18 protein-coding genes and 1 pseudogene are annotated in these 20,249 nt (G+C 71.8%); 6 read left to right on the top strand and 13 right to left on the bottom strand.

The features are described 5' to 3' along the window. The first annotated feature begins 59 nt into the window (after window positions 1-59). Window positions 60-851, top strand: coding sequence for an ABC transporter ATP-binding protein (locus QNA08_RS12630; RefSeq protein WP_283741210.1), 792 nt, complete (start codon window positions 60-62; stop codon window positions 849-851). Between the two features lie 28 nt (window positions 852-879). Here QNA08_RS12630 and QNA08_RS12625 read toward each other — a convergent pair whose 3' ends face one another. Next, window positions 880-2,073, bottom strand: coding sequence for a serine hydrolase domain-containing protein (locus QNA08_RS12625; RefSeq protein WP_283741069.1), 1,194 nt, complete (start codon window positions 2,071-2,073; stop codon window positions 880-882). A 278-nt stretch (window positions 2,074-2,351) separates the two neighbouring features. On the opposite strand from QNA08_RS12625, the gene QNA08_RS12620 reads away from it, so the two are divergent. After that, the gene (locus QNA08_RS12620; RefSeq protein WP_283741068.1) at window positions 2,352-2,921 is read left to right on the top strand and encodes an HdeD family acid-resistance protein; all 570 of its coding nucleotides are present in this window, start codon (window positions 2,352-2,354) and stop codon (window positions 2,919-2,921) included. Between the two features lie 174 nt (window positions 2,922-3,095). Here QNA08_RS12620 and QNA08_RS12615 read toward each other — a convergent pair whose 3' ends face one another. From QNA08_RS12615 to hutI, 7 genes and pseudogenes are all read right to left on the bottom strand, one after another. Then, a complete protein-coding gene (locus QNA08_RS12615; protein WP_283741067.1) occupies window positions 3,096-3,677 on the bottom strand; it encodes a HutD/Ves family protein in 582 nt (193 codons plus the stop codon). Between the two features lie 5 nt (window positions 3,678-3,682). Next, entirely contained in the window at window positions 3,683-4,009 is a 327-nt protein-coding gene (locus QNA08_RS12610) for an acyl-CoA dehydrogenase family protein (protein ID WP_283741066.1), read from the bottom strand. Further along, window positions 3,996-4,067, bottom strand: a pseudogene (locus QNA08_RS12605) (hypothetical protein); the annotation flags it as partial. The gene QNA08_RS12610 and the pseudogene QNA08_RS12605, both read right to left, overlap by 14 nt. A 69-nt stretch (window positions 4,068-4,136) precedes the next feature. Further along, the gene (hutU, locus tag QNA08_RS12600) at window positions 4,137-5,855 is read right to left on the bottom strand and encodes a urocanate hydratase (protein ID WP_283741065.1); all 1,719 of its coding nucleotides are present in this window, start codon (window positions 5,853-5,855) and stop codon (window positions 4,137-4,139) included. A gap of 17 nt (window positions 5,856-5,872) precedes the next feature. Next, window positions 5,873-6,715, bottom strand: a complete 843-nt coding sequence (gene hutG, locus QNA08_RS12595) for an N-formylglutamate deformylase (RefSeq protein ID WP_283741064.1) — start codon at window positions 6,713-6,715, stop codon at window positions 5,873-5,875. A gap of 2 nt (window positions 6,716-6,717) precedes the next feature. Beyond that, the gene (hutH, locus tag QNA08_RS12590; protein WP_283741063.1) at window positions 6,718-8,280 is read right to left on the bottom strand and encodes a histidine ammonia-lyase; all 1,563 of its coding nucleotides are present in this window, start codon (window positions 8,278-8,280) and stop codon (window positions 6,718-6,720) included. Between the two features lie 168 nt (window positions 8,281-8,448). Next, window positions 8,449-9,657, bottom strand: coding sequence for an imidazolonepropionase (gene hutI / locus QNA08_RS12585; protein WP_283741062.1), 1,209 nt, complete (start codon window positions 9,655-9,657; stop codon window positions 8,449-8,451). A gap of 208 nt (window positions 9,658-9,865) precedes the next feature. Between hutI and QNA08_RS12580 the strand changes: the two genes are divergently transcribed. The 4 genes from QNA08_RS12580 (at window position 9,866) to QNA08_RS12565 (ending at window position 13,318) form a co-directional block, all read left to right on the top strand. Beyond that, window positions 9,866-11,227, top strand: coding sequence for a formimidoylglutamate deiminase (locus tag QNA08_RS12580; RefSeq protein ID WP_283741061.1), 1,362 nt, complete (start codon window positions 9,866-9,868; stop codon window positions 11,225-11,227). 31 nt (window positions 11,228-11,258) lie between these two features. Continuing rightward, window positions 11,259-12,023: a histidine utilization repressor gene (gene hutC, locus QNA08_RS12575; RefSeq protein WP_422679916.1), complete on the top strand. Its 765-nt coding sequence runs from the start codon at window positions 11,259-11,261 to the stop codon at window positions 12,021-12,023. A 40-nt stretch (window positions 12,024-12,063) separates the two neighbouring features. Continuing rightward, window positions 12,064-12,759, top strand: a complete 696-nt coding sequence (locus QNA08_RS12570; RefSeq protein ID WP_283741059.1) for a fumarylacetoacetate hydrolase family protein — start codon at window positions 12,064-12,066, stop codon at window positions 12,757-12,759. A gap of 154 nt (window positions 12,760-12,913) precedes the next feature. Next, entirely contained in the window at window positions 12,914-13,318 is a 405-nt protein-coding gene (locus tag QNA08_RS12565; RefSeq protein WP_283741058.1) for a hypothetical protein, read from the top strand. A gap of 39 nt (window positions 13,319-13,357) precedes the next feature. On the opposite strand, the gene iolB is transcribed toward QNA08_RS12565, so the two are convergent. The 5 genes from iolB to QNA08_RS12540 form a co-directional block, all read right to left on the bottom strand. Beyond that, window positions 13,358-14,191, bottom strand: a complete 834-nt coding sequence (iolB, locus tag QNA08_RS12560; protein WP_283741057.1) for a 5-deoxy-glucuronate isomerase — start codon at window positions 14,189-14,191, stop codon at window positions 13,358-13,360. A 43-nt stretch (window positions 14,192-14,234) separates the two neighbouring features. Continuing rightward, window positions 14,235-15,119 carry a myo-inosose-2 dehydratase gene (gene iolE, locus QNA08_RS12555; protein WP_283741056.1) on the bottom strand — a complete coding sequence of 295 codons (885 nt, stop codon included), beginning with the start codon at window positions 15,117-15,119 and terminating at the stop codon, window positions 14,235-14,237. Between the two features lie 75 nt (window positions 15,120-15,194). Next, window positions 15,195-17,042: a 3D-(3,5/4)-trihydroxycyclohexane-1,2-dione acylhydrolase (decyclizing) gene (gene iolD / locus QNA08_RS12550; RefSeq protein ID WP_283741055.1), complete on the bottom strand. Its 1,848-nt coding sequence runs from the start codon at window positions 17,040-17,042 to the stop codon at window positions 15,195-15,197. A gap of 117 nt (window positions 17,043-17,159) precedes the next feature. Then, complete coding sequence (locus QNA08_RS12545) at window positions 17,160-19,070, bottom strand: bifunctional 5-dehydro-2-deoxygluconokinase/5-dehydro-2-deoxyphosphogluconate aldolase (RefSeq protein WP_283741054.1); 1,911 nt, start codon at window positions 19,068-19,070, stop codon at window positions 17,160-17,162. Window positions 19,071-19,378: 308 nt separating this feature from the next. Beyond that, a complete protein-coding gene (locus tag QNA08_RS12540; protein WP_283741053.1) occupies window positions 19,379-20,218 on the bottom strand; it encodes an SDR family oxidoreductase in 840 nt (279 codons plus the stop codon). Between the last annotated feature and the right edge of the window lie 31 nt (window positions 20,219-20,249).

The raw sequence follows: 20,249 nt of genomic DNA, 5'->3' as shown, positions 1-20,249 counted from the left end.
CCCGCAGGAGCGAGGCGGCTCGCGCCGACGAACCGGTGACCGGCGATGGCGAGGCGCGCATGACCTCCCCGAAGCTTCTCGTCGAGAACGTCTCGCGCGTCTTCCCCTCGGTGCACGGCGGGCATCCGATCCGCGCGCTCGAGCCGACGAGCCTTGCGGTCGGCGGCAACGACTTCATCACCATCCTCGGCCCCTCGGGCTGCGGAAAGTCGACGCTCCTGCGCATCGTCGCCGGGCTCGACCGGCCGAGCGCCGGCCGCGTGCTCCTCGACGGGCGCGAGGTACGGGGGCCCGGTCCCGACCGGGGCATGGTCTTCCAGTCCTACACGCTCTTTCCCTGGCTGACGGTGGCGCAGAACATCGAGTTCGGCCTGAAGGAGAAGGGCATGGGCGAGGCCGAGCGCAGGGCGATCGTCTCGGCCTATATCGACAAGGTCGGGCTGCGCGGCTTCGAGAACCACTGGCCGAAGCAGCTGTCGGGCGGCATGCAGCAGCGCACGGCCATCGCCCGGGCGCTTGCCAACGACCCGGAGATCCTGCTGCTCGACGAGCCCTTCGGCGCCCTTGACAACCAGACGCGCTCGCTGATGCAGGAACTCCTCCTCGGCATCTGGGAGCGCGAGCAGAAGACCGTGCTCTTCGTCACTCACGACATCGAGGAGGCGATCTTCCTCGCCTCGCGCGTCGTCGTCATGTCGGCGCGGCCCGGCCGTGTGAAGGCGGATATCCGCGTGAACCTGCCGCATCCGCGCCACTACACGGTGAAGACGAGCCCGGAGTTCTCCGAACTGAAGGCCCGCCTCACCGAGGAGATCCGGGCCGAGGCCGTCCTCGCCGCGACCGAGCACTGACCGGCCGCGGGTCGCGCACCCCGGGGGCTCACGGCCTGTCCGGTTCGGGCCGCGCCGTGGGTGGCAGTGCCCCCGCCCAGCGGCGGAAGAGCCGGCCGAGCCGTTCGTGCATCGCGAAGGCGTCGCCGATCGCGGCGGGGTCGAAGGCGTTCGCCGCGAAGACGAAGGCGCGCCCCTGCTCGGGGACGAGCGTGAGTGCCGCGTACCAGAGCGTGTTGCTGCCGTCGTGCCAGCGGCTGCTGGTGCAGCCGAAGCCGGTATCGGGCGTGCTCACGACCCAGCCGCAGGCATAGTCGTGTCCCTCGCCGATGAGGTTCTCCTCGGTCGCCGGCGGGGTGTAGAGCCGGGCAGCGGTGGCCGGTCTCAGGAAGGTGCTGCGGCCGGAGAGCGCGGCAAGGTGCACGCCGGCGTAGCGGGCGAAGTCGCCGAGCGACATGTGCAGGACACCGGCGGGCCCGAGCGCGGGCGGATTGTCGGCGAAGCGGCCTGACGGCGCGACGGGCCTGAAGCGCCGGCCGCGAAGGCGGCCGAGGATCGTCCGGCGATGGCCCCAGGGCTGGTTCGCCGGGGCGTCGAGGCCCGGCGGGCCGAAGCCCGTTTCCCTCAGGCCGAGCGGCCCGAGGACCTCGGTGAGGACGAGCGTTTCCCAGCTCTCGCCCGTGACCGCCTCGGCCATCGCGCCGGCCACCACATAGCCGAGGTTCGAATAGTCGAAATGCGTGCCCGGGCGGGTGCGGGGCTTGCTCGACAGCCCTTGCCGCACCATGCGCAGGCGCCCGGGATCGGTGCTGTCAGGCCACCACAGCATGGACATGAGCGTGGCAAAACCCGGATTGGCCCGCATGCCGGAGCGGTGGGTGAGGAGCTGTTCCAGCGTCACGCCGGCGAAGCTGCTCCTCGTTTCGGCGACGAGGCCGGGCAGCGCCGCGCCGACCGTTGTCGTCCAGTCGAGGGTGCCGCGGTCGACGAGGCGGGCGAGCATGAGGGCCGTGACCGACTTGCCGATGGAGCCGAGGTGCCAGCGGTCGGCGAGCGACACCGGCGCCTGCCCGCCGAGACGGCGCACCCCGACGGCGGCTGCCGCCTCGATGCCGCCCGGGCTGACGACCGCCGCCGCGGCCGCCGGAAGATCATGATCGGCCGCGAAATCCCCGACGAGCCGCGCCAGCCGCGGGCAGGGCTGCGGCGCGAGGCGCATCGCTGTACCGGCTGACCTGTGCATGATTGCCCTCTCGCTCGCGGCGGCTCGACCCGCGCCGTGCGGCGGGAGCATTCGCCCCTCGACCGTCGCACCCGGCCGCCGCCGCAAAGGAACCTCGTCGGCGGTGAAGATTACTTCTGCATGACGGCGGGCCGCCGACCGGCATCCGCGGGTGGTATTTCTTTCCTCGGGGCGAGGCCTCGTCTATCGTCGACCCAAGGCTGGGGCCGGACTTGATCTATTTTTGAGTTCTTCTTCTTTTCGGCTTCGGTCTGTGCGCAGCGAAAGCGAGGACCGCCATGACTGACGTGACGCAAGCACCGCACAGCCCCGGCGCGGCGATGACCGAGGTGCGCTCCAGATGGGGATGGTTCGTGGCGCTCGGCGCGGGCCTTCTCGTCTTCGGCGGCATCGCCTTCGCCAATCTCTTCCTCGCGACGGTGGCGTCGATCTACTACATCGGTGCCATGATGCTCGTCGGCGGCCTCATCCAGACCGTCCACGCCTTCAAGGTCAAGACATGGAGCCGCTTCGCCTACTGGCTTCTGAGCGGGCTTCTCTATGCGATCGCCGGCTTCATCTTCTTCTCCTATCCGGTGCTTGCCTCCGCCGTCGTGACGCTGGTCTTCGCCGTGACGCTCATCGTCGCCGGCGTGCTGCGCATCTGGGTCGGCTTCCAGGCCAGGCCGGAACAGGGGTGGGGGTGGATCGTGGCGGCGGGCGTGCTCACCCTGCTCACGGGCATCGTCGTGGCCGTCGGCTGGCCAGTGAACAGCCTGTGGATCCTCGGCCTGCTGCTCGCGATCGACCTCGTCTTCCAGGGCTGGGCCTTCATCGCCTTCGGCCTGGCGCTGAAGAGCCGGCGGTAGAGCACTTCCCGATTCAATCGAATCGGGAAGTGCTCCATCTTTTTGAGAATAGAGCATTTTCGCCGGCGCGGACCTTCCGGTTCCTCGCCGAACCGGCGCCCACTTCGGCGGAGAATGCTCCAGCCGCGCCATGGTGCGCCGCCACGAAGGGGCGGCGGCGCATCTGCGGGCTCCTCACAGGCGCCACAGGTCGATGGCATAGACCTCCGCCGGCCCTTCGGGCGTGATCTCCACGGCGGCGTCCGCCGCCCCGTCGAGGACCAGCGTGTCGCCGGCGGCGAGCGCGGCCTGCGCCCCGTCGGCGCGGATCTGCAGGCCCGCGCCGCGCGTGACGACGGCGAGCGTGTCACCCTCGCGCGCAAGCGCCGTCGGCTCCGCGAGCGTCAGGCGCCGGAGGCGGTGGCGCAGGGCGCCGCGCCGGCTCATGACGTTGAGGTCCTCGATGCCGCCGTCGACGAGCCGCCCCTCGCAGGCGACGTCGGCCGGGAAGGCATGCGGGGCGGAGGCGCGGTCGAGCCGCACATCGCGCTGTCCGTCGATGGCGAGCACGATTCCCGCGCCGTCCAGCACCGCGAGCGTGCGGTCGATGCCCGGAAAGAGCGAGAACGGCCCCGAGGCCGCGACCTTCGCCATGCTGATGCGCCAGTCGAAGGCGTCGAGCGTAGCGCCGGGCGGCGACACTGCGATCTCCACGGTCTCGCCGCCGCCGTTCTTCCACGGCATGCGGCGGTAGTCGGCGGAGCGGATGATACGCATGGCCTTCACCCCAGAAGATGGCGCGCGATGATGTTGCGCTGAATTTCCGACGAGCCCTCGTAGATGCGGAAGATGCGCGCATCGCGGGCATAGCGTTCGAGCGGCAGGTCGCAGGTGTAACCGTAGCCGCCGTGGATCTGGATCGCCTTGTCCGTGACCCGGCCGACCATCTCCGAGGCGAAGAGCTTCGCCATCGAGGATTCGCGCGAGTAGCGCTCCCCTGCCTCGCGCTTGCGGGCGGCGGCGTGGCCGAGAAGGCCGTGCGGCCTCGATGTCGGTCGACATGTCGGCGAGCATCCATTGCAGGCCCTGGAACTCGGCGATCGGCGCACCGCCCACCTTGCGCTGCTTGACCCAGTCGAGCGCCGCGGCGAGCGCGGCTTCCGCGATGCCGACCGCGCAGGCTGCGATCTCGACGCGGCCGCCTCGCAGGGAAGGACGCCTCCCTCGCGTCCGGTATCAGCCGAGGCTCGGCAGGTTGAGGCCGTGCTGGCGCGCGCAGTCGACGGCGATGTCGTAGCCCGCGTCGGCATGGCGCATGACGCCCGTCGCCGGGTCGTTCCACAGCACGCGCTCGATGCGCCGGGCGGCCTCGGGCGTGCCGTCGCAGACGATGACCATGCCCGAATGCTGCGAGAAGCCCATGCCCACGCCGCCGCCGTGGTGCAGCGACACCCAGGTGGCGCCCGAGGCGCAATTGAGGAGCGCGTTGAGGAGCGGCCAGTCGGACACGGCGTCCGAGCCGTCCTTCATCGCCTCCGTCTCGCGGTTGGGCGAGGCGACGGAGCCCGAGTCGAGATGGTCGCGGCCGATGACGATGGGCGCCTTCAGTTCGCCCTTCGCCACCATCTCGTTGAATGCGAGGCCGAGGCGATGGCGGTCGCCGAGGCCGACCCAGCAGATGCGCGCCGGCAGGCCCTGGAACTTGATGCGCTTCTCAGCCATGTCGAGCCAGTTGTGCAGGTGCCTGTTGTCGGGCAGGAGCTCCTTCACCTTGGCGTCGGTCCTGTAGATGTCCTCCGGGTCGCCCGACAGTGCCGCCCAGCGGAAGGGCCCGATGCCGCGGCAGAACAGCGGCCGGATGTAGGCCGGCACGAAGCCCGGGAAGGCGAAGGCATCGCTGACCCCTTCCTCCAGCGCCATCTGGCGGATGTTGTTGCCGTAGTCGAGGGTGGGCACGCCCATCCTGTGGAAGTCGAGCATGGCGCGCACATGCTCAGCCATGGAGCGGCGGGCGGCCTTCTCGACGGCCTTCGGATCGCTCTCGCGCTTCGCCTCCCATTCGGCGAGCGTCCAGCCCCTGGGCAGGTAGCCGTTGACGGGGTCGTGCGCGGAGGTCTGGTCGGTGACGACGTCGGGGCGCACGCCGCGGCGCACGAGCTCCGGCAGGACCTCGGCCGCATTGCCGAGGAGCGCCACGGAGATCGCCTTCTTCTCGGCCGAGGCCCTGGCGAGGATGGCGAGCGCCTCGTCGAGGTCCTTGGCCTGGACGTCGACATAGCCCGTGCGCAGGCGGAACTCGATGCGGCTCGGCTGGCACTCGACGGCGAGGCAGGAGGCGCCCGCCATGGTGGCGGCGAGCGGCTGGGCACCGCCCATGCCGCCGAGGCCGGCGGTGAGGATCCACTTGCCCGAGAGGTCGCCGCCGTAGTGCCGTCGCCCGACCTCCACGAAGGTCTCGTAGGTGCCCTGCACGATGCCCTGGGAGCCGATGTAGATCCAGGAGCCGGCCGTCATCTGGCCGTACATCATGAGGCCCTTGCGATCGAGCTCGTTGAAGTGGTCCCAGGTCGCCCAGTGCGGCACGAGGTTGGAATTGGCGATGAGCACGCGCGGCGCGTCCGGATGCGTGCGGAACACGCCGACCGGCTTGCCCGACTGCACGAGCAGTGTCTCGTCCGCCTCGAGCTTTCTCAGCGCCGCCACGATACGGTCGAAGCTCTCCCAGTCGCGCGCGGCGCGGCCGATGCCGCCGTAGACGACGAGCTCGCCCGGCCGCTCGGCGACGTCGGGGTCGAGGTTGTTCATGAGCATGCGCAGCGGCGCCTCCGTCAGCCAGCTCTTGGCGGAGAGCTCGGTGCCGTGCGCGGCGCGGATGACGCGGGCGTTGTCGATGCGGGTGGCCGCGGGGCGGGGGGCCGCAAGGGAGGTCGTGAGGGTGGTCGTTGGAGCGGTCATGGGCGTTGGTCCTCGGATCAGGCCTTGGTGGTGGCGAAGCCGATGCAGGCTTCGAGAATGCGTGTGAGGGCCGCGCGCATGGGGGCGGCATAGGCCTCGTCGTAGGGCGCCGGCCAGTCGCCCTCGCTCACCGGGCCCATGGGCTCGTGCATGTAGCCGCGGCAGGCGAGCTCCATCTGGATCGCATGGACGCCCTCGGCCGGGCGCCCGTTGTGGCGCGTGATCCAGCCGCCCTTGAAGCGGCCGTTGATCACGTGGCTGAACCGGGTGTCGGCACAGACGGCCGTCACCATCTCCGTCAGCGTCGGGTCGCAGCTCGCGCCGGAATTCGTGCCGATGTTGAAGTTCGGCAGCGTGCCGTCGAAGAGCCGGGGGATGACCGAGCGGATCGAGTGGCAGTCGTAGAGCACGACCTTGCCGTGGTCCTGCCGCAGCCGCGCCACCTCGCCCGCGAGCGCCGCGTGGTAGGGATCGAAGAATCGCTCGCGCCGCGCCGCGATCTCCTGCGCATCGGGTGCCTCGCCGGCCTTGTACAGCGGCTCGCCGTCGAAGGTCGTCGTCGGGCAGAGTTCCGTCGTCGCCTGGCCCGGATAGAGCGACTGGCCGGAGGGATCGCGGTTGACGTCGATCACCGTGCGCGAGATCGCCGTGCGCACCACGGTCGCCCCGAGCCCGGCGGCGAAGTCGTAGAGCGTCTCGATCCACCAGTCGGCGTCCTTGCGGGCAAGCCAGGGGGAGACGAGGCGGCCTTCGTACTCGGCCGGGATGTCGGTGCCCGTGTGCGGCAGGCTGACGACGAGCGGCGCCACGCCGCGTGTCACCGTGAGCCAGGAGGGGAGGGCGGTGGTGTTCATGCTCATGCTCATGCTCCTGCCACCGCCGCCTCCTCCGCCACGGCCGGCAGCACGTCCCGGCCGGCGGCCTCGGCGAGCGCGCCGGAGGTGACGAGGGCGGTGGCCTTCTCCATGTCCGGGGCGAAATGCCGGTCGTCGTCGAGCTGTGGCACGCGCCCGCGCAAGAGGGCGCGCACGCGCTCGAGACGGGCGCTCGAGCGCAGGGGGGCGTGGAAGTCGCAGCCCTGGGCGGCGGCGAGCAATTCGATGCCGATGACATTCGCCGCGTTGCCGGCCATGGGCAGGAGCCGGCGCGCCCCGTGCGCCGCCATGGACACGTGGTCCTCCTGGTTGGCCGAGGTCGGGATCGAATCGACGCTCGCGGGATAGGCGCGCTGCTTGTTCTCGGAGACGAGGGCGGCCGCCGTCACCTGCGGGATCATGAAGCCGGAGTTGAGCCCGGGCTTCGGCGTCAGGAAGGCGGGCAGCCCGGACAGGGCCGGGTCGACGAGCATGGCGATGCGCCGCTCGGCGAGCGAGCCGATCTCGCACAGCGCCATGGCGATCATGTCGGCGGCGAAGGCGACGGGCTCGGCGTGGAAATTGCCGCCGGAGATGACCTCGCCCGCGTCGGAGAAGACGAGCGGGTTGTCCGACACGCCGTTCGCTTCCGTGGCGAGCGTGCCGGCCGCCTGGCGCAGGAGGTCGAGGCAGGCGCCCATCACCTGCGGCTGGCAGCGCAGGCAATAGGGGTCCTGCACGCGCGGGTCGCCCACGCGGTGCGATTCGCGGATGGCGGAGCCCGCCATCAGCTCGCGCAGGGCATCCGCCACCTCGATCTGGCCGCGATGGCGGCGCAGCGCCTGGATGCGCCGGTCGAAGGGCCCGTCCGAGCCGCGCGCCGCGTCCGTCGCGAGTGCCCCGGTGACGAGGGCCGAGGCGAAGACGCGCTCGGCCTCGAAGAGGCCGGCGAGCGCCAGCGCCGTCGATGTCTGCGTGCCGTTGAGGAGCGCGAGCCCCTCCTTGGGGCCGAGGGTGAGGGGGTGAAGCCCTGCCCTGGCGAGTGCCTTGTCGGCCGGCACGCGCGCCCCCTCGACGAAGAACTCGCCGACGCCCATGAGGGCGGCCGTCATGTGGGCGAGGGGGGCGAGGTCGCCCGAGGCGCCGACGGAGCCCTGACCCGGGATGACGGGCACGAGGCCGCGGGCGAGACATGCGTCGAGATGCTCGACGGTCTCCCAGCGCACGCCGGAGGCGCCCTGGGCGAGGCTCGCGAGCTTGAGCGCCATGACGAGGCGCGCCACGGGCACGGGCAGCGGCTCGCCGACGCCGGCGGCGTGCGAGAGCACGATGTTGCGCTGCAGCGTGGCGAGGTCCTCGTCACCGATGCGCACGCTCGCCAGTTTCCCGAAGCCGGTGTTGACGCCGTAGACGGGATCGCCCCTGGCGATGATGGCCTCGATGGTGCGGGCGCCGGCCTCGACCGCCGGGCGGCAGGCCGTGTCGAGATGGGCGCCGGCGCCGAAATGGACGGCGCGCCACGCGGCGAGCGGGACGGAGCCGGGATGGAGGGTGACGGTTGCTTCGGTCATGCGGGGCTCATGCAGCTCTGGGATCTTCGCAGCTCTTGAACTGGCGCGGCGTCGGCGTCGCGGCCCCCCTCCCTGTCATCCCGGAAGCGGCGAAGCCGCCGGCCGGCCCGGAGGGGCGGGTTCCCCGTCGCGCGAGGCCCCGGGATGGCGGGGACCGGGGAGAGGTCGTCATCGTCCCCTCCACACGCGTGCGTTGAGGGGATTGAAGCCGATGCGGTAGACGAGCTCGGCCGGGCGCTCGATGTCCCAGACGGCGAGGTCGCACCACTTGCCGGTTTCGAGCGTGCCCGTCTCGCCGAGGCGCCCGAGGGCGCGCGCCGCCTCGCGGGTGACGCCGGCGAGACATTCCTCCACCGTCAGGCGGAAGAGCGTCGCTGCCATGTTCATGGCGAGGAGGAGGGAGGTCATCGGCGAGGTGCCGGGGTTGCAGTCGGTGGCGATCGCCATGCGCGTGCCTTGCGCGCGGAAGGCGGCGACCGGCGGCACCTGCGTCTCGCGCAGCATGTAGAAGGCGCCGGGGAGCAGCACGGCCACCGTGCCGGCCTTTGCCAGGGCGGCGGCGCCCGCCTCGTCCGTATATTCGAGATGGTCGGCCGACAGCGCCCCGTGCCGCGCCGCGAGCGCGGCGCCGCCGAGGTTCGAAAGCTGGTCGGCATGCAGCTTCACGGGCAGTCCCAGCTTTGCCGCGGCGGCGAAGACGCGCGCCGTCTCGTCCGGCGAGAAGGCGATGCCCTCGCAGAAGGCGTCGACCGCGTCGGCGAGGCCCTCCGCCGCGATCGCCGGCAGCATCTCGTTGCAGACGCTCTCGATATAGGCGTCCTTGTCGCCCTTCGCCTCCGGCGGCAGGGCGTGGGCGCCGAGAAAGGTGGTCGCGACCGACACCCGCCGCTCGGCGGCCAGGCGGCGGGCGGCGCGCAGCATACGCGCCTCGCTTTCGAGATCGAGGCCGTAGCCCGATTTCACCTCGACCGTGGTGACGCCCTCGGCGAGGAGATGGTCGAGGCGCCTGAGTGCGCTTGCGACGAGGGCGTCCTCGCTCGCCGCGCGCGTCGCCTTCACCGTCGAGACGATGCCCCCGCCGGCGCGCGCGATCTCCTCGTAGCTCGCGCCCGCGAGCCGCAGCTCGAACTCCTGCGCCCGGTCGCCGCCGAAGACGAGATGGGTGTGGCAGTCGACGAGGCCGGGCGTGATCCAGCGCCCCGCGCAATCGATCCGCTCCTGCGCCGTGGCGCCGGCCGGCAGGTCGCCCATCGCGCCGACGAAGGCGATGCGCCCGTCGCGCGCGCCGATGGCGCCGCCCTCGACGACACCGAGGCCCGCAGCCCCTTCGGCGAGCGTGGCGAGCCGCGCGTTGAGCCAGAGTGTGTCGAAGCGCATGCCCCTTGCTCCGGTGCGTGTCCCTTTCTTATTGTCTATACATAATCGCCTCGCGACGATATTGTCTAGACAAAATCGCGGGGGCCGGTACACCCGCCACTCCGCCGTGGGAGCCGGGAGAAAACGGACTCCGCCGGCGAAGCGGTCGGCCGGCGCCACCCGGCCGCGACAGGACGACGCCCCGCAAGGCGAGGAACCGAGGGAACGGATGCGCAAACTCTTCTTCGATCATGCCCTTCTGGCGAGCGGTTGGGCGCAGGACGTGGGGCTCGACGTGGAGGCGGGCGTCATCCGCGCCGTCGCGCCGGGCGCCTCCCGCGAGGGGCGGGAGCGCATTCCCGGCATCGCGCTGCCCGGCCTGCCGAACCTGCACAGCCACACCTTCCAGCGCGGCATGGCGGGACTTGCCGAGACGCGCGGCCCGGCGGGGGACAGCTTCTGGACGTGGCGGCAGGTCATGTACCGCTTCCTCGGCGCCCTCACGCCCGAGGATGTCGAGGCCATCGCCGCCCAGGCCTTCGTCGAGATGCTGGAGGGCGGCTTCACCGCCGTCGCCGAGTTCCACTACCTGCATCACGATCGCGACGGCACGCCCTATGCCGATCTCGCCGAATTGTCGGCCCGCATCGCCGCGGCGGCGGGCGAGACGGGCATCGGCCTCACCCTGCTGCCGTCCTTCTATGCCTACGGCGGCCTCGGCGGTGCGGCGCCGAGCCAGGGCCAGCGCCGGTTCCTCAATGATCCCGACCGCTTCCTCGCGCTCGTCGAGGGGGCGCGCAAGGCCGTGGCGCATCTGCCGGATGCCGTCGTCGGCATCGCCCCGCATTCCTTGCGGGCGGTGACGCCCGAGACGCTCGGCGCGGTCGTCGCGGCGGTCCCCCAGGGCCCCGTCCACATCCACGCCGCCGAGCAGGTGAAGGAGGTGGAGGACTGCGTCGGCTGGTCGGGCAGGCGGCCGGTCGAATGGCTGCTCGCCAATGCCGGGGTCGACCGCCGCTGGTGCCTCATCCATGCCACGCACATGACCCAGGAGGAGACGCGCGGCCTCGCGGCGAGCGGGGCCGTCGCCGGCCTCTGCCCGCTGACGGAGGCGAGCCTCGGCGACGGCATCTTCGAGGGCGTCGCCTTCGTCGCCGCCGGCGGCCGCTACGGCGTGGGCTCCGATTCCAACATCGAGATCGTCGCCCCGGGCGAACTGAAGCAGCTCGAATACAGCCAGCGCCTGAAGCACCGCGCCCGCAACGTGCTCGCCGGGCGCGAGGGCGAATCGACCGGCCGCCGGCTCTACGAGACGGCCTGCGCCGGCGGCGCGCAGGCGCTCGGCCGGCGCATCGGCGCGCTCGCCGCAGGCCACCGGGCCGACCTCGTCGTGCTCGACCACGCCCATGTCGACCTCGCGTCGGTGGACGGCGACCGCTGGCTCGATTCCTACATCTTCGTCGCCGGCCGCGGCGTCGTCGATCGCGTCCTGGTCGGCGGCGAGGAGGTGGTGACGCGGGGGCGCCACCGCTTCCGCGATTCGATCGCGGCGCGCTATGCACGCACGGTCGAGCGGCTGGCCTCCGCGTGAGCCGGCGAGAGGCGACGGCCGGCAGGGAGCAATCGCATTGACGACGACGGACGACATCCTGCCCCGCTACGTCGAGATCCAGCGCGAGCTCGAGGCGCGCATCATGTCCGGCGCCTGGCCGCCGGGGCACCGCGTGCCCTCCGAGCACGAGCTCGTGGAGCTCTACGGCTGCTCGCGCATGACGGTGAACAAGGCGCTGTCCGCCCTCGCCAATGCCGGCCTCATCCTGCGCAGGCGCCGTTCCGGCTCCTTCGTCGCCTCGCCGAAGTCGCAGGAAACCGTGCTCGAGATCCACGACATCAAGGCGGAGATCCTCGGCACGGGAAAGGCCTACCGCTTCGAGATCCTGGCGCGCGAGGCGCGGCGCGCCGGGCCGGAGGACGCCGAGCATCTCGGCGTCGCCCCCGATACGCAGGTGCTGGCGCTCACCGTCCGGCACTTCGCCGCCGAGCGGCCCTTCGTCGTGGAGGAGCGCCTGATCAACCTCGCCACCGTGCCGGCGGCGAAGGCCGAGCCCTTCGCCGCGGCCCCGCCCGGCACCTGGCTCCTCGATCGCATCGCCTGGACGGATGCCGAACACGCGATCCGCGCCGTGTCGGCGAACGCGCAGACCGCGGCCCGCCTCGACATGGCCCGCGGCGGAGCCTGCCTCGTGGTCGAGCGCCGCACCTGGCAGGCGGGGGAGGCGATCACCTGGGTGCGCCTCACCTATCCGGGGGACCGTCACCGCCTTGTCGGCCGCTTCAACCCCGGCGGCTTGCGTCCGGGCGCGAGAGAGGGCACCAAGGGCGCCTGATCCCGCCTGGCGCGGATTGCCCCCTACCGGATTGCCCCCCATGACCGACTATGTCTTCGCCCCGCCCGCGCTGCCCTCCGTCGCGGTCGCGGGGGAGGCGCGGCGCTTTCCCGTGCGCCGCGTCTTCTGCGTCGGCCGCAACTACGCCGCCCATGCCCGCGAGATGGGCAAGGACCCGACGCGCGAGCCGCCCTTCTTCTTCATGAAGCCGGCGGATGCCGTCGTCCCCGCCGAGGGCACGCTGCCCTATCCGCCCGGGACGCGCGACCTGCATCACGAGGTCGAGCTCGTCGCGGCCCTTCATCGCGGCGGGCGCGACGTGCCGGCGGAGAAGGCGCTCGATCTCGTCTTCGGCTATGCGGTGGGCATCGACCTGACCCGCCGCGACCTGCAGGAGGAGGCGAAGAGGATGAGCCGCCCGTGGGACTGGTCGAAGGGCTTCGACGCCTCCGCCCCCTGCGGCCCCGTCCGGCCGGTTGCGGCGGTCGGCCACCCGGCCGCGGGGCGCATCTGGCTCGCCGTCAACGGCGCGGTGCGGCAGGACGGCGACCTGTCCGAGCTCATCTGGCCGGTGGCCGACGTCATCGCCGCCATCTCCCGCTCCATGGAGCTGAAGCCGGGCGATCTCGTCTTCACCGGCACGCCGGCCGGCGTCGGCACGCTTCAGCCCGGCGACCGGGTGACCGCCGGCGTTGCCGGCGTGGGCGAGATCGCGCTCACGATCGGACCGGCCTGAGAGCCGCCGCCGGCGGCGTGGTCGCATTTCGTTTGCCGTGGCGGGCGAAAGTGCTCGCCCCGCCGCGCGAGCGGGGTCAGATTACCGCAAGCGCCCGCGTCGAACCCAGGCTCGCCTGGGTTCGATGCTCGTCGCGCCGCCAATGGAGCCGCCGATGCCTCTCGCTCGCCTGCCGAAACCCGCCGGAATGGCTGCGCTCGTCCTCGCGCTCGCCGGCCCCGTGCCGGCTTTCGCCCAGGTCGGCACCGATCCGGGCGACGGCTGCGACGACGTCACCTCCTACGGCCAGGTGATCGAGCGCAAGAAGCCGGGCAACAAGCCCGTCTACGCCGTGCCGCAGACCATGTGCCCGGACCTGCCGGGCTCGGCCGGCGGCATCAACCCCGACATCAATGTCTACATGGACCTCAGCCGGCGCCCGCGCGGCGGGGGAGTGCAGGGGGACGGCAACGGCGGCGATCCGGGTATCGGCGTCGGTGTCGGGCTCGGCAACAGCCGCCCGGGCGGCCGGCTGGGCTTCCCGCCCGACGGATCGCCCTACGGGCCGCCGCGCTGGTGAGCCGCGCGAAGACGGCCGCCCACCGACGGGCGATTCTTCTCACGCCTGTTCCAGGATCCAGGCGTGCGCCGGGTCGTTGTGGAATTTCCACGTGCGCCGCGGGCCGGCCATGACGTTGAGGTAGTAGAGCGTGTAGCCGTGCGGCGCGCCCACCGGGTGATAGCCGCGCGGCACCAGGGTCACGTCGCCGTCCTCCACCGCCATGGTCTCGTCGAGCGAGCGGTCGTCCGTGTAGACGCGCTGCAGGGCATAGCCCTGCGCCGGATCGAGGCGGTGGTAGTAGGTCTCCTCCAGCAGCGATTCCTCCGGCAGCGCGTCGCGGTCGTGCTTGTGCGGCGGATAGCTCGACCAGTGGCCGGGGGGCGTCACCACCTCGACCACGAGCAGGCTGTGGGCCGGCTCCCCCTCGGGCAGGATATTGGCGACGTGACGGATGTTGGTGCCCTTGCCGCGCGTCTCGGCCTTCACGTCCCCGGGCGCGATGAGGCGCGGCTCGAAGGCGCCGCCGCCCGGCGCCGAGCAGACGGCGAGCTCGAGATCGGTCGCAGCTGTCACCCGCCAGGCCCGCCCGGCCGGCACGTAGACCGACCAGGGCTTGCCGGCGAAGGGCGACATGCGCTCGCCGATCGTGCCGAAGTCCTGCCCCCCGGCCTCGACCGTTGCCCTGCCGGCGACGAGCACGAGGCAGACCTCGCGTCCGCCCGTCTCGCCGGAGACCGTCTCGCCCGCGGCGAGCTTGTGCACATCGAAGCCGACATAGGTCCAGCCGGCGTTCTCCGGCGTCACGTGCTGCACGCGCCCGTGGCTGCCAGCGGGCTTCCTCAGGAGTGTCGACTTGTTCAGGGGTGTCGACCTGTTCAGGGGTGTCGACATGGCCGGCCTCCCGTTCCTCTCACCGTCGTCCTGCCCTGGCCGCTCACAGAAGCCCCGCCTCCGCGAGATAGCGCCGCAGATTGGCATAGCCCATCCTGGCGTAGGTGAGCGGATGCGCCTTCTCCGGGTCCTGCTCCGCCTCCACCACGGCCCAGCCGGAATAGCCCGGCAGCTCCCCGAGCACCGCGGCATAATCGACGCAGCCGTCGCCCGGCACCGTGTAGACGCCGGCGATCACCGCATCGAGGAAGGACAGGCGCTCGCGCCTTGCCCGCTCCATCACCTCCTTGCGCACGTCCTTGGCGTGGAAGTGACTGATGCGCGTGCGGTAGCGGCGTGCGAGCACCGCCGGGTCCGCGCCGGCGAAGGTGGCGTGGCCGGTGTCGAGGAGGAGATGCACCGAGGGCCCCGTCGCCGCCATGAAGGCGTCGATGTCCGCCTCCGTCTCGACCACCGTGCCCATGTGGTGATGGTAGACGAGGCGCAGGCCCTCGGCGAGCACGGCGTCGCCCACTGCGGTCACGCGCCGGCCGAACTCGGCCCAGTCGCCGGCGGCGAGCGTCGGCCGCGCGGCGAGCGGCTTCGAGCGGTCGCCGTGGATGGCGTTCGACGTCTCGGCGAAGACGAGCACCTTGCAGCCCATGGCCTTGAGCAGGTCGAGATGCGGGCGCAGCGCCGCCATCTCCTCCTCGGGCGCGCGCCGCAGGAGCTCGGCCGAATACCAGCCGGACACGAGGTCGAGGCCGAAGGGGGCGAGCGCCGCCTTCAGCGCCTCGGGCTCGCGCGGGAACTTGTGGCCGAGCTCCATGCCCTCGAAGCCCGCCTCCTTCGCCTCCTTCAGGCAGGTTTCGAGCGGCGTCGCGCCGCCGAGCTCGCGCATGTCGTCGTTCGACCAGCCGATGGGGTTCGCCCCGATGCGAACGGCCATATGTGTCTCCTCAGCCTCTGCTTCGTCCCGTCTTCGCCTCTCCCCCATGCGGGGAGAGGGAGAATGCCGCCGCGCTCAATCCCCCAGCCGCTGCGCCGCGAGCGCCGTTTCGTAGGCTGCGCGGGCGGCGCGCACCTCCTGCCGCGGGGAGACCTCCGGCACCGCCACGTCCCACCAGAAGCCGCCGGCCTCGGTCGTCGGCATGGGGTCGGTGTCGATGACGATGACGCTCGTGCGCTCCGCCGAGCGCGCCCGGCGCACGGCCGATTCGAGCTCGGCGAGGCTCGTCACCTTCTCCGCATGCGCTCCCAGGCTCGCCGCATGGGCGCGGAAGTCGATGTCCGGCAGGATCACGTGCCGGGTATGTTCGAGCAGGTTGTTGAAGCTCTCGCCGCCCGTCGCCCGCTGCAGGCGGTTGATGCAGCCGTAGCCGCGGTTGTCGAGCACCACGATGGTGAGCTTCAGGCCCAGCATCACCGAGGTGGCGATCTCCGAGTTCATCATGAGATAGGAGCCGTCGCCCACCATGACGACGACCTCCCGGTCCGGCCGGGCCATCTTCACGCCCAGCCCGCCGGCGATCTCGTAGCCCATGCAGGAATAGCCGTATTCGAGGTGGTAGCCGCCGGGCTCGGAGGCGTTCCACAGCTTGTGCAGCTCGCCCGGCAGGCCGCCGGCGGCGCAGACCACGATGTCCTGCGGCTCGCCCGCCCGCTGCACGGCGCCGATGACCTCCGCGTCCGACGGCAGCACGACATTGGTGGGCTCGGTCGCCGCTTCCGCCGCGGCGAGCCAGCGTTCCTTCTCCCTGGCCGCAAGCGCCGTCCAGGCTTCCGGCGCGCGCTTGCGGCCGAGCCCGAGCGACATCACCGAAAGCCCGACCTGCGCGTCGGCGACGAGGGGCAGCGCCTGGTGCTTCGTCGCGTCGAAGGGCTGCACGTTGAGGCCGATGATGCGCCGGGCGGGGTTGCGGAAGAGGGCCCAGGAGCCGGTGGTGAAGTCCTGCAGGCGGGTGCCGACGGCGAGGATCACGTCGGCCCGCTCGGCGAGCGCGTTCGCCGCGCTCGTGCCGGTGACGCCGACGGCGCCCATGTTGAGCGGATGGTCGTGCGGCAGGGCGCTCTTGCCGGCCTGCGTCTCGCAGACGGGGATGCCGTGCGCCTCGGCGAACCTGGCGAGCGTGTCGGCGGCGTCGGCATAGTGCACGCCGCCGCCGGCGATGACGAGCGGCCGCTCCGCCGCCGCCAGCAGCGCCACCGCCTCCTTCAGCTCCGCCTCGTCCGGCAGGGGCCGGCGCACCCGCCAGAGGCGCTCGGAAAAGAAGCTCTCGGGGTAGTCGAAGGCTTCCGCCTGCACGTCCTGGCACAGGGCGAGCGTCACCGGCCCGCAGGCGGCCGGGTCGGTCAGCACGGCGAGCGCGCGGGGCAGGGCGGAGAGGATCTGCTCGGGCCGCGTGATGCGGTCGAAGAAGCGCGACACGGGGCGGAAGCAGTCGTTCGCCGACACGGTTGCGTCGGCAAAGTCCTCGATCTGCTGCAGCACGGGATCGGGGCGCCGGTTGGCGAAGACGTCGCCGGGCAGGAAGAGCACGGGCAGGCGGTTGACGTGGGCGAGCGCCGCCGCCGTCACCATGTTCGTCGCCCCTGGGCCGACGGAGGTGGTGCAGGCCATCATGCGTCGCCGCCGGCTCGCCTTGGCATAGGCGATGGCCGCATGGGCCATGGCCTGCTCGTTGTGGGCGCGGAAGGTCGGCAGGTCGTCCCTGACCTGCCACAGGGCCTCGCCCACGCCGGCGACGTTGCCGTGGCCGAAGATGGCCCAGACGCCGCCGAACAGCGGCACGGTGCCGCCGTTGTATTCGGTCTTCTGCGCGGCGAGGTAGCGCACGAGCGCCTGCGCCATGGTGAGCCGGATGGTGGACATGGGATCGCTCCCTCAACCGCTGCCGAGATTTCCCTCTCCCGCGGCACCCGGACTGCGCGGATGCCGCGATCCCTGCGCCAATCGGGCAAGCCCGAATTGCGTTGGGAGAGGCTTGTTTTACGCCGCCCGTCTCGCCGCCGCGAGGTCCCAGGCCTCGGTCAGGCGGCGGAAGCGGGTCGCCATGTCGTTGATGGCCTCGGCATCCGTCATGCGGCCGGCGAGCCAGCCTTCCGCCGCCTCGGCGAAGATGGTGCGGCCGATGGCGAAGCCCTTGACCACCGGGTTGCGGGCCGCGACGGCGAAGGCCGCGATCAGCTCCTCCTCCGACGCCTCGAGGCCGAGGAGCACGACGCCGCGGCAGTGCGCGTCGCCGGCGCGGACCGCGGCGGCGATGTTGTCCCAGGCGGCGGCGCTCGCCTGCGGCTCGAGCTTCCACCAGTCGGGCCTGATGCCGAGGCCGTAGAGGCGGGCGACGATCTCGGCCACCGTCGTGTCGGTGAGGGAGCCGTTCTTGCCGGCGATGATCTCGACGAGCAGCTCGCGCCCCACCGTCCGGCAGGCATCGTGCAGGGCGAGCAGGGTCGCCTCCTGACGCTCCTTCAGCTCCGGCGGATCGTCCGGATGGTAGAAGCACAGGCACTTCACCGTGTGGATCACCGGCCATTCGACGAGATGCGAGCCGAGGTCCGGCGTCTCGAAGAAGAGCGGCCGCGAGCCGGGCAGCTCCACGGGGCGGCCGATCCAGAAGGGCTCGCCCGCGGCGTCGAACAGCGCCTCGCGCCCGTGCGTGCCGTCGATGAGCATGCCGAAGCCCTCGCGCCCCTGCGCCACCTGGGCGGCCGCCCTGACGGCGAGGCGCTTGAAGGGGGCGATGCGGTCGTGCGGCACGCCGAGCCGGTCGGCCAGCGCCTCGAACTGGGCACGGTGGTCGATGGCGAGCGCGCGCAAGCTGGCAGGACCCGGGCGGCGCGTCGTCGCCCAGTGCACGTGGTTGAGCGCCGCGTCGTGGCGAAGGGCCTTCGTGGCGCTGCCGCGGGCGAGGAAGGTCTCGAGCTCCTCCCACGTCGGATATTCCGGCGAGCACAGGAGCCGCGACACGGCGAAGGCGCCGCAGGCATTGGCGTAGGTGCAGGCCCTCTCCCACGGCTCGTCGCGCAGGTAGCCGCGCAGGAGCCCGGCCATGAAGGCATCGCCCGCGCCGAGCACGTTGTAGACCTCGACGGGAAAGCCCGGGCCGCGGATGCCCGCCTCGATGTCGTCGGGGATGGCGCCGGGAAAGACGACGCAGCCCATGGGGCCGCGCTTGCACACGATGGTCGCGGGGCTCACGGCGCGGATCGCCCTGAGGGCCGCGAGCGTGTCCTGCGCGCCGCCGGCGATGTGCAGCTCCTCCTCCGTGCCGACGATGACGTCGCAGTCGGGCAGGATCGTCTGCAGATGCGCGGTGACGCTGTCGGAGCGCACGTAGCGCGCCTCGCCGGCGCCGTGGCCGGCGAGGCCCCAGAGGTTCGGTCGGTAGTCCACGTCGAGGACGATCTTGCGGCCGGCGTTCCTGGCCGCGCGCATGGCCTTGCGGCTCATGGCGTCGACGGTGGGCGTCGAGAAATGCGTGCCCGTGACGACGATCGCCCCGGCGCGGGCGATGAAGGCCTCGTCGATGTCGTCTTCCGTCAGGCCCATGTCGGCGCAGTTCTCGCGGTAGAAGATGAGCGGGAACTGCCGGTCGTCGCGCACGCCGAGGATGACGAGGGCGGTGAGCCGCGCCGGATCCGTCTTCACTCCGCCGGTCTCGACGCCCTCGCGCGCCAGTTGCTCGCGGATGAAGCGGCCCATGTGCTCGTCGCCGACGCCGGTGATCACAGCCGACTTCAGGCCGAGCCGCGCGGCGCCGATGGCGATGTTGGTCGGGCAGCCGCCGACCGACTTGGCGAAGCTCGCCACGTCCTCCAGCCGGCCGCCGACCTGCTGGCCGTAGAGATCGACGGACGACCGGCCGATGGTGATGACGTCGAGATCGGGAGCGCTCATCGGCCTCTCCATGAGTTTACGCGGACGTGTTGGCGCTGACGCCCCGCGGGACGAGGGTGGCATCGCGATGAAGCCCGGTGCGATGCCGGGCGGGAGCCTGGGAGGTCAGGGCTCCCGCCCGCCGCGGATCGCCGGCCTCGAGGAGGAAGCGCTTGGCCGGCGGGCGGCACCCCGTCCCGCGAGCGGGGAGGGGGAAGGGGGCAAGGAGGAGGAGAAAGGAAGCAAGGTCGAGGCGCGGCCCGGCGACGCGGGCGCGGCGCATGGTGCCGGGGGCGGCCGGGCGGGAGCGGGGCATCGCCATCGCCGCCTCACTCCGGCTTCGAGGGATGCGGCGCCGTCTCGTAGCAGCCGAGCACCGACTGGTCGAAATCGACGATCGCGCCCGTCATGAGCCCCGATTCGGCACTTGCCAGAAAGGCGATCGCGCGCGCCGCCTCCTGCGGGTCGATGAGGCGGCCGAAGGGCTGCTCGGCGGCGGCCTTCTCGAGCCAGCCGTCCTCGGCGCCGTGGTAGGTGCGCATGGTGCGGTCCTCGCCCGGCGTCGCCATCCAGCCGGGGTTGAGGCCGTTCACGCGGATGCGCCAGGGCATGAGGCTGAAGGCGGCGTTGCGCGTGAGCGTGGCGAGCGCGCCCTTGGAGCCGCAATAGGCGGCGATGAAGGGCTGGCCGCCATGGGCGGACATGGAGAGCACATTGACCATCGTGCCCTCGATGCCCCTGGCGCGCATGAGCTTGGCCGCGTCCTGCATGAGGAAGAAGGGCGCCCGCACGTTCACCGCGAACATGCGGTCGAAGAGCGCGGGCGAGGTGTCGAAGATCGTGCCGCGGTCGGTGATGGCGGCAGCATTGACGAGCACGTCGACCCGCCCGAAGGCCCGCTCCGCCGCCGGCACGATGGCCGCGACATCGCTCATGACGGCGAGATCGGCCGCGACGAACTCGGTGCGGCAGCCGCCGACGGTCAGCTCGTAGGCGACGGCGCGGCCGCGCTCGCCGTTGCGCCCGACGATGACGAGCCCTTCGGCCCCGCGCGCCGCGAAGAGCCGGGCGACGGTCTCGCCGAGGCCCTGCGTGCCCCCGGTGACGACGGCGATCTTGCCCTCGAAGTCGCCGAGCCGGTCGTTCACGTCGGCTGCACTGGCTGGCATGGCGCGCTCCACCCCTGTCGGAAACCCGGCC

This window comes from Chelatococcus albus, assembly GCF_030067675.1.
Taxonomy (GTDB): domain Bacteria; phylum Pseudomonadota; class Alphaproteobacteria; order Rhizobiales; family Beijerinckiaceae; genus Chelatococcus_A; species Chelatococcus_A albus.
This window is presented reverse-complemented; position numbering and strand designations above follow the sequence as displayed.

Excerpts from the sequence above, each read along its gene's own strand:
- hutH (WP_283741063.1), bottom strand. The coding sequence starts at position 8,280 with ATGACCGAAGCAACCGTCACCCTCCATCCCGGCTCCGTCCCGCTCGCC.
- hutU (WP_283741065.1), bottom strand. The coding sequence starts at position 5,855 with ATGACCGCTCCAACGACCACCCTCACGACCTCCCTTGCGGCCCCCCGC.
- iolD (WP_283741055.1), bottom strand. The coding sequence starts at position 17,042 with ATGTCCACCATCCGGCTCACCATGGCGCAGGCGCTCGTGCGCTACCTC.
- QNA08_RS12620 (WP_283741068.1), top strand. The coding sequence starts at position 2,352 with ATGACTGACGTGACGCAAGCACCGCACAGCCCCGGCGCGGCGATGACC.
- QNA08_RS12615 (WP_283741067.1), bottom strand. The coding sequence starts at position 3,677 with ATGCGTATCATCCGCTCCGCCGACTACCGCCGCATGCCGTGGAAGAAC.
- QNA08_RS12580 (WP_283741061.1), top strand. The coding sequence starts at position 9,866 with ATGCGCAAACTCTTCTTCGATCATGCCCTTCTGGCGAGCGGTTGGGCG.
- QNA08_RS12540 (WP_283741053.1), bottom strand. The coding sequence starts at position 20,218 with ATGCCAGCCAGTGCAGCCGACGTGAACGACCGGCTCGGCGACTTCGAG.
- QNA08_RS12545 (WP_283741054.1), bottom strand. The coding sequence starts at position 19,070 with ATGAGCGCTCCCGATCTCGACGTCATCACCATCGGCCGGTCGTCCGTC.
- iolB (WP_283741057.1), bottom strand. The coding sequence starts at position 14,191 with ATGTCGACACCCCTGAACAGGTCGACACCCCTGAACAAGTCGACACTC.
- QNA08_RS12565 (WP_283741058.1), top strand. The coding sequence starts at position 12,914 with ATGCCTCTCGCTCGCCTGCCGAAACCCGCCGGAATGGCTGCGCTCGTC.
- QNA08_RS12625 (WP_283741069.1), bottom strand. The coding sequence starts at position 2,073 with ATGCACAGGTCAGCCGGTACAGCGATGCGCCTCGCGCCGCAGCCCTGC.
- hutI (WP_283741062.1), bottom strand. The coding sequence starts at position 9,657 with ATGCGCTTCGACACACTCTGGCTCAACGCGCGGCTCGCCACGCTCGCC.
- QNA08_RS12570 (WP_283741059.1), top strand. The coding sequence starts at position 12,064 with ATGACCGACTATGTCTTCGCCCCGCCCGCGCTGCCCTCCGTCGCGGTC.
- hutG (WP_283741064.1), bottom strand. The coding sequence starts at position 6,715 with ATGAGCATGAACACCACCGCCCTCCCCTCCTGGCTCACGGTGACACGC.
- iolE (WP_283741056.1), bottom strand. The coding sequence starts at position 15,119 with ATGGCCGTTCGCATCGGGGCGAACCCCATCGGCTGGTCGAACGACGAC.
- QNA08_RS12630 (WP_283741210.1), top strand. The coding sequence starts at position 60 with ATGACCTCCCCGAAGCTTCTCGTCGAGAACGTCTCGCGCGTCTTCCCC.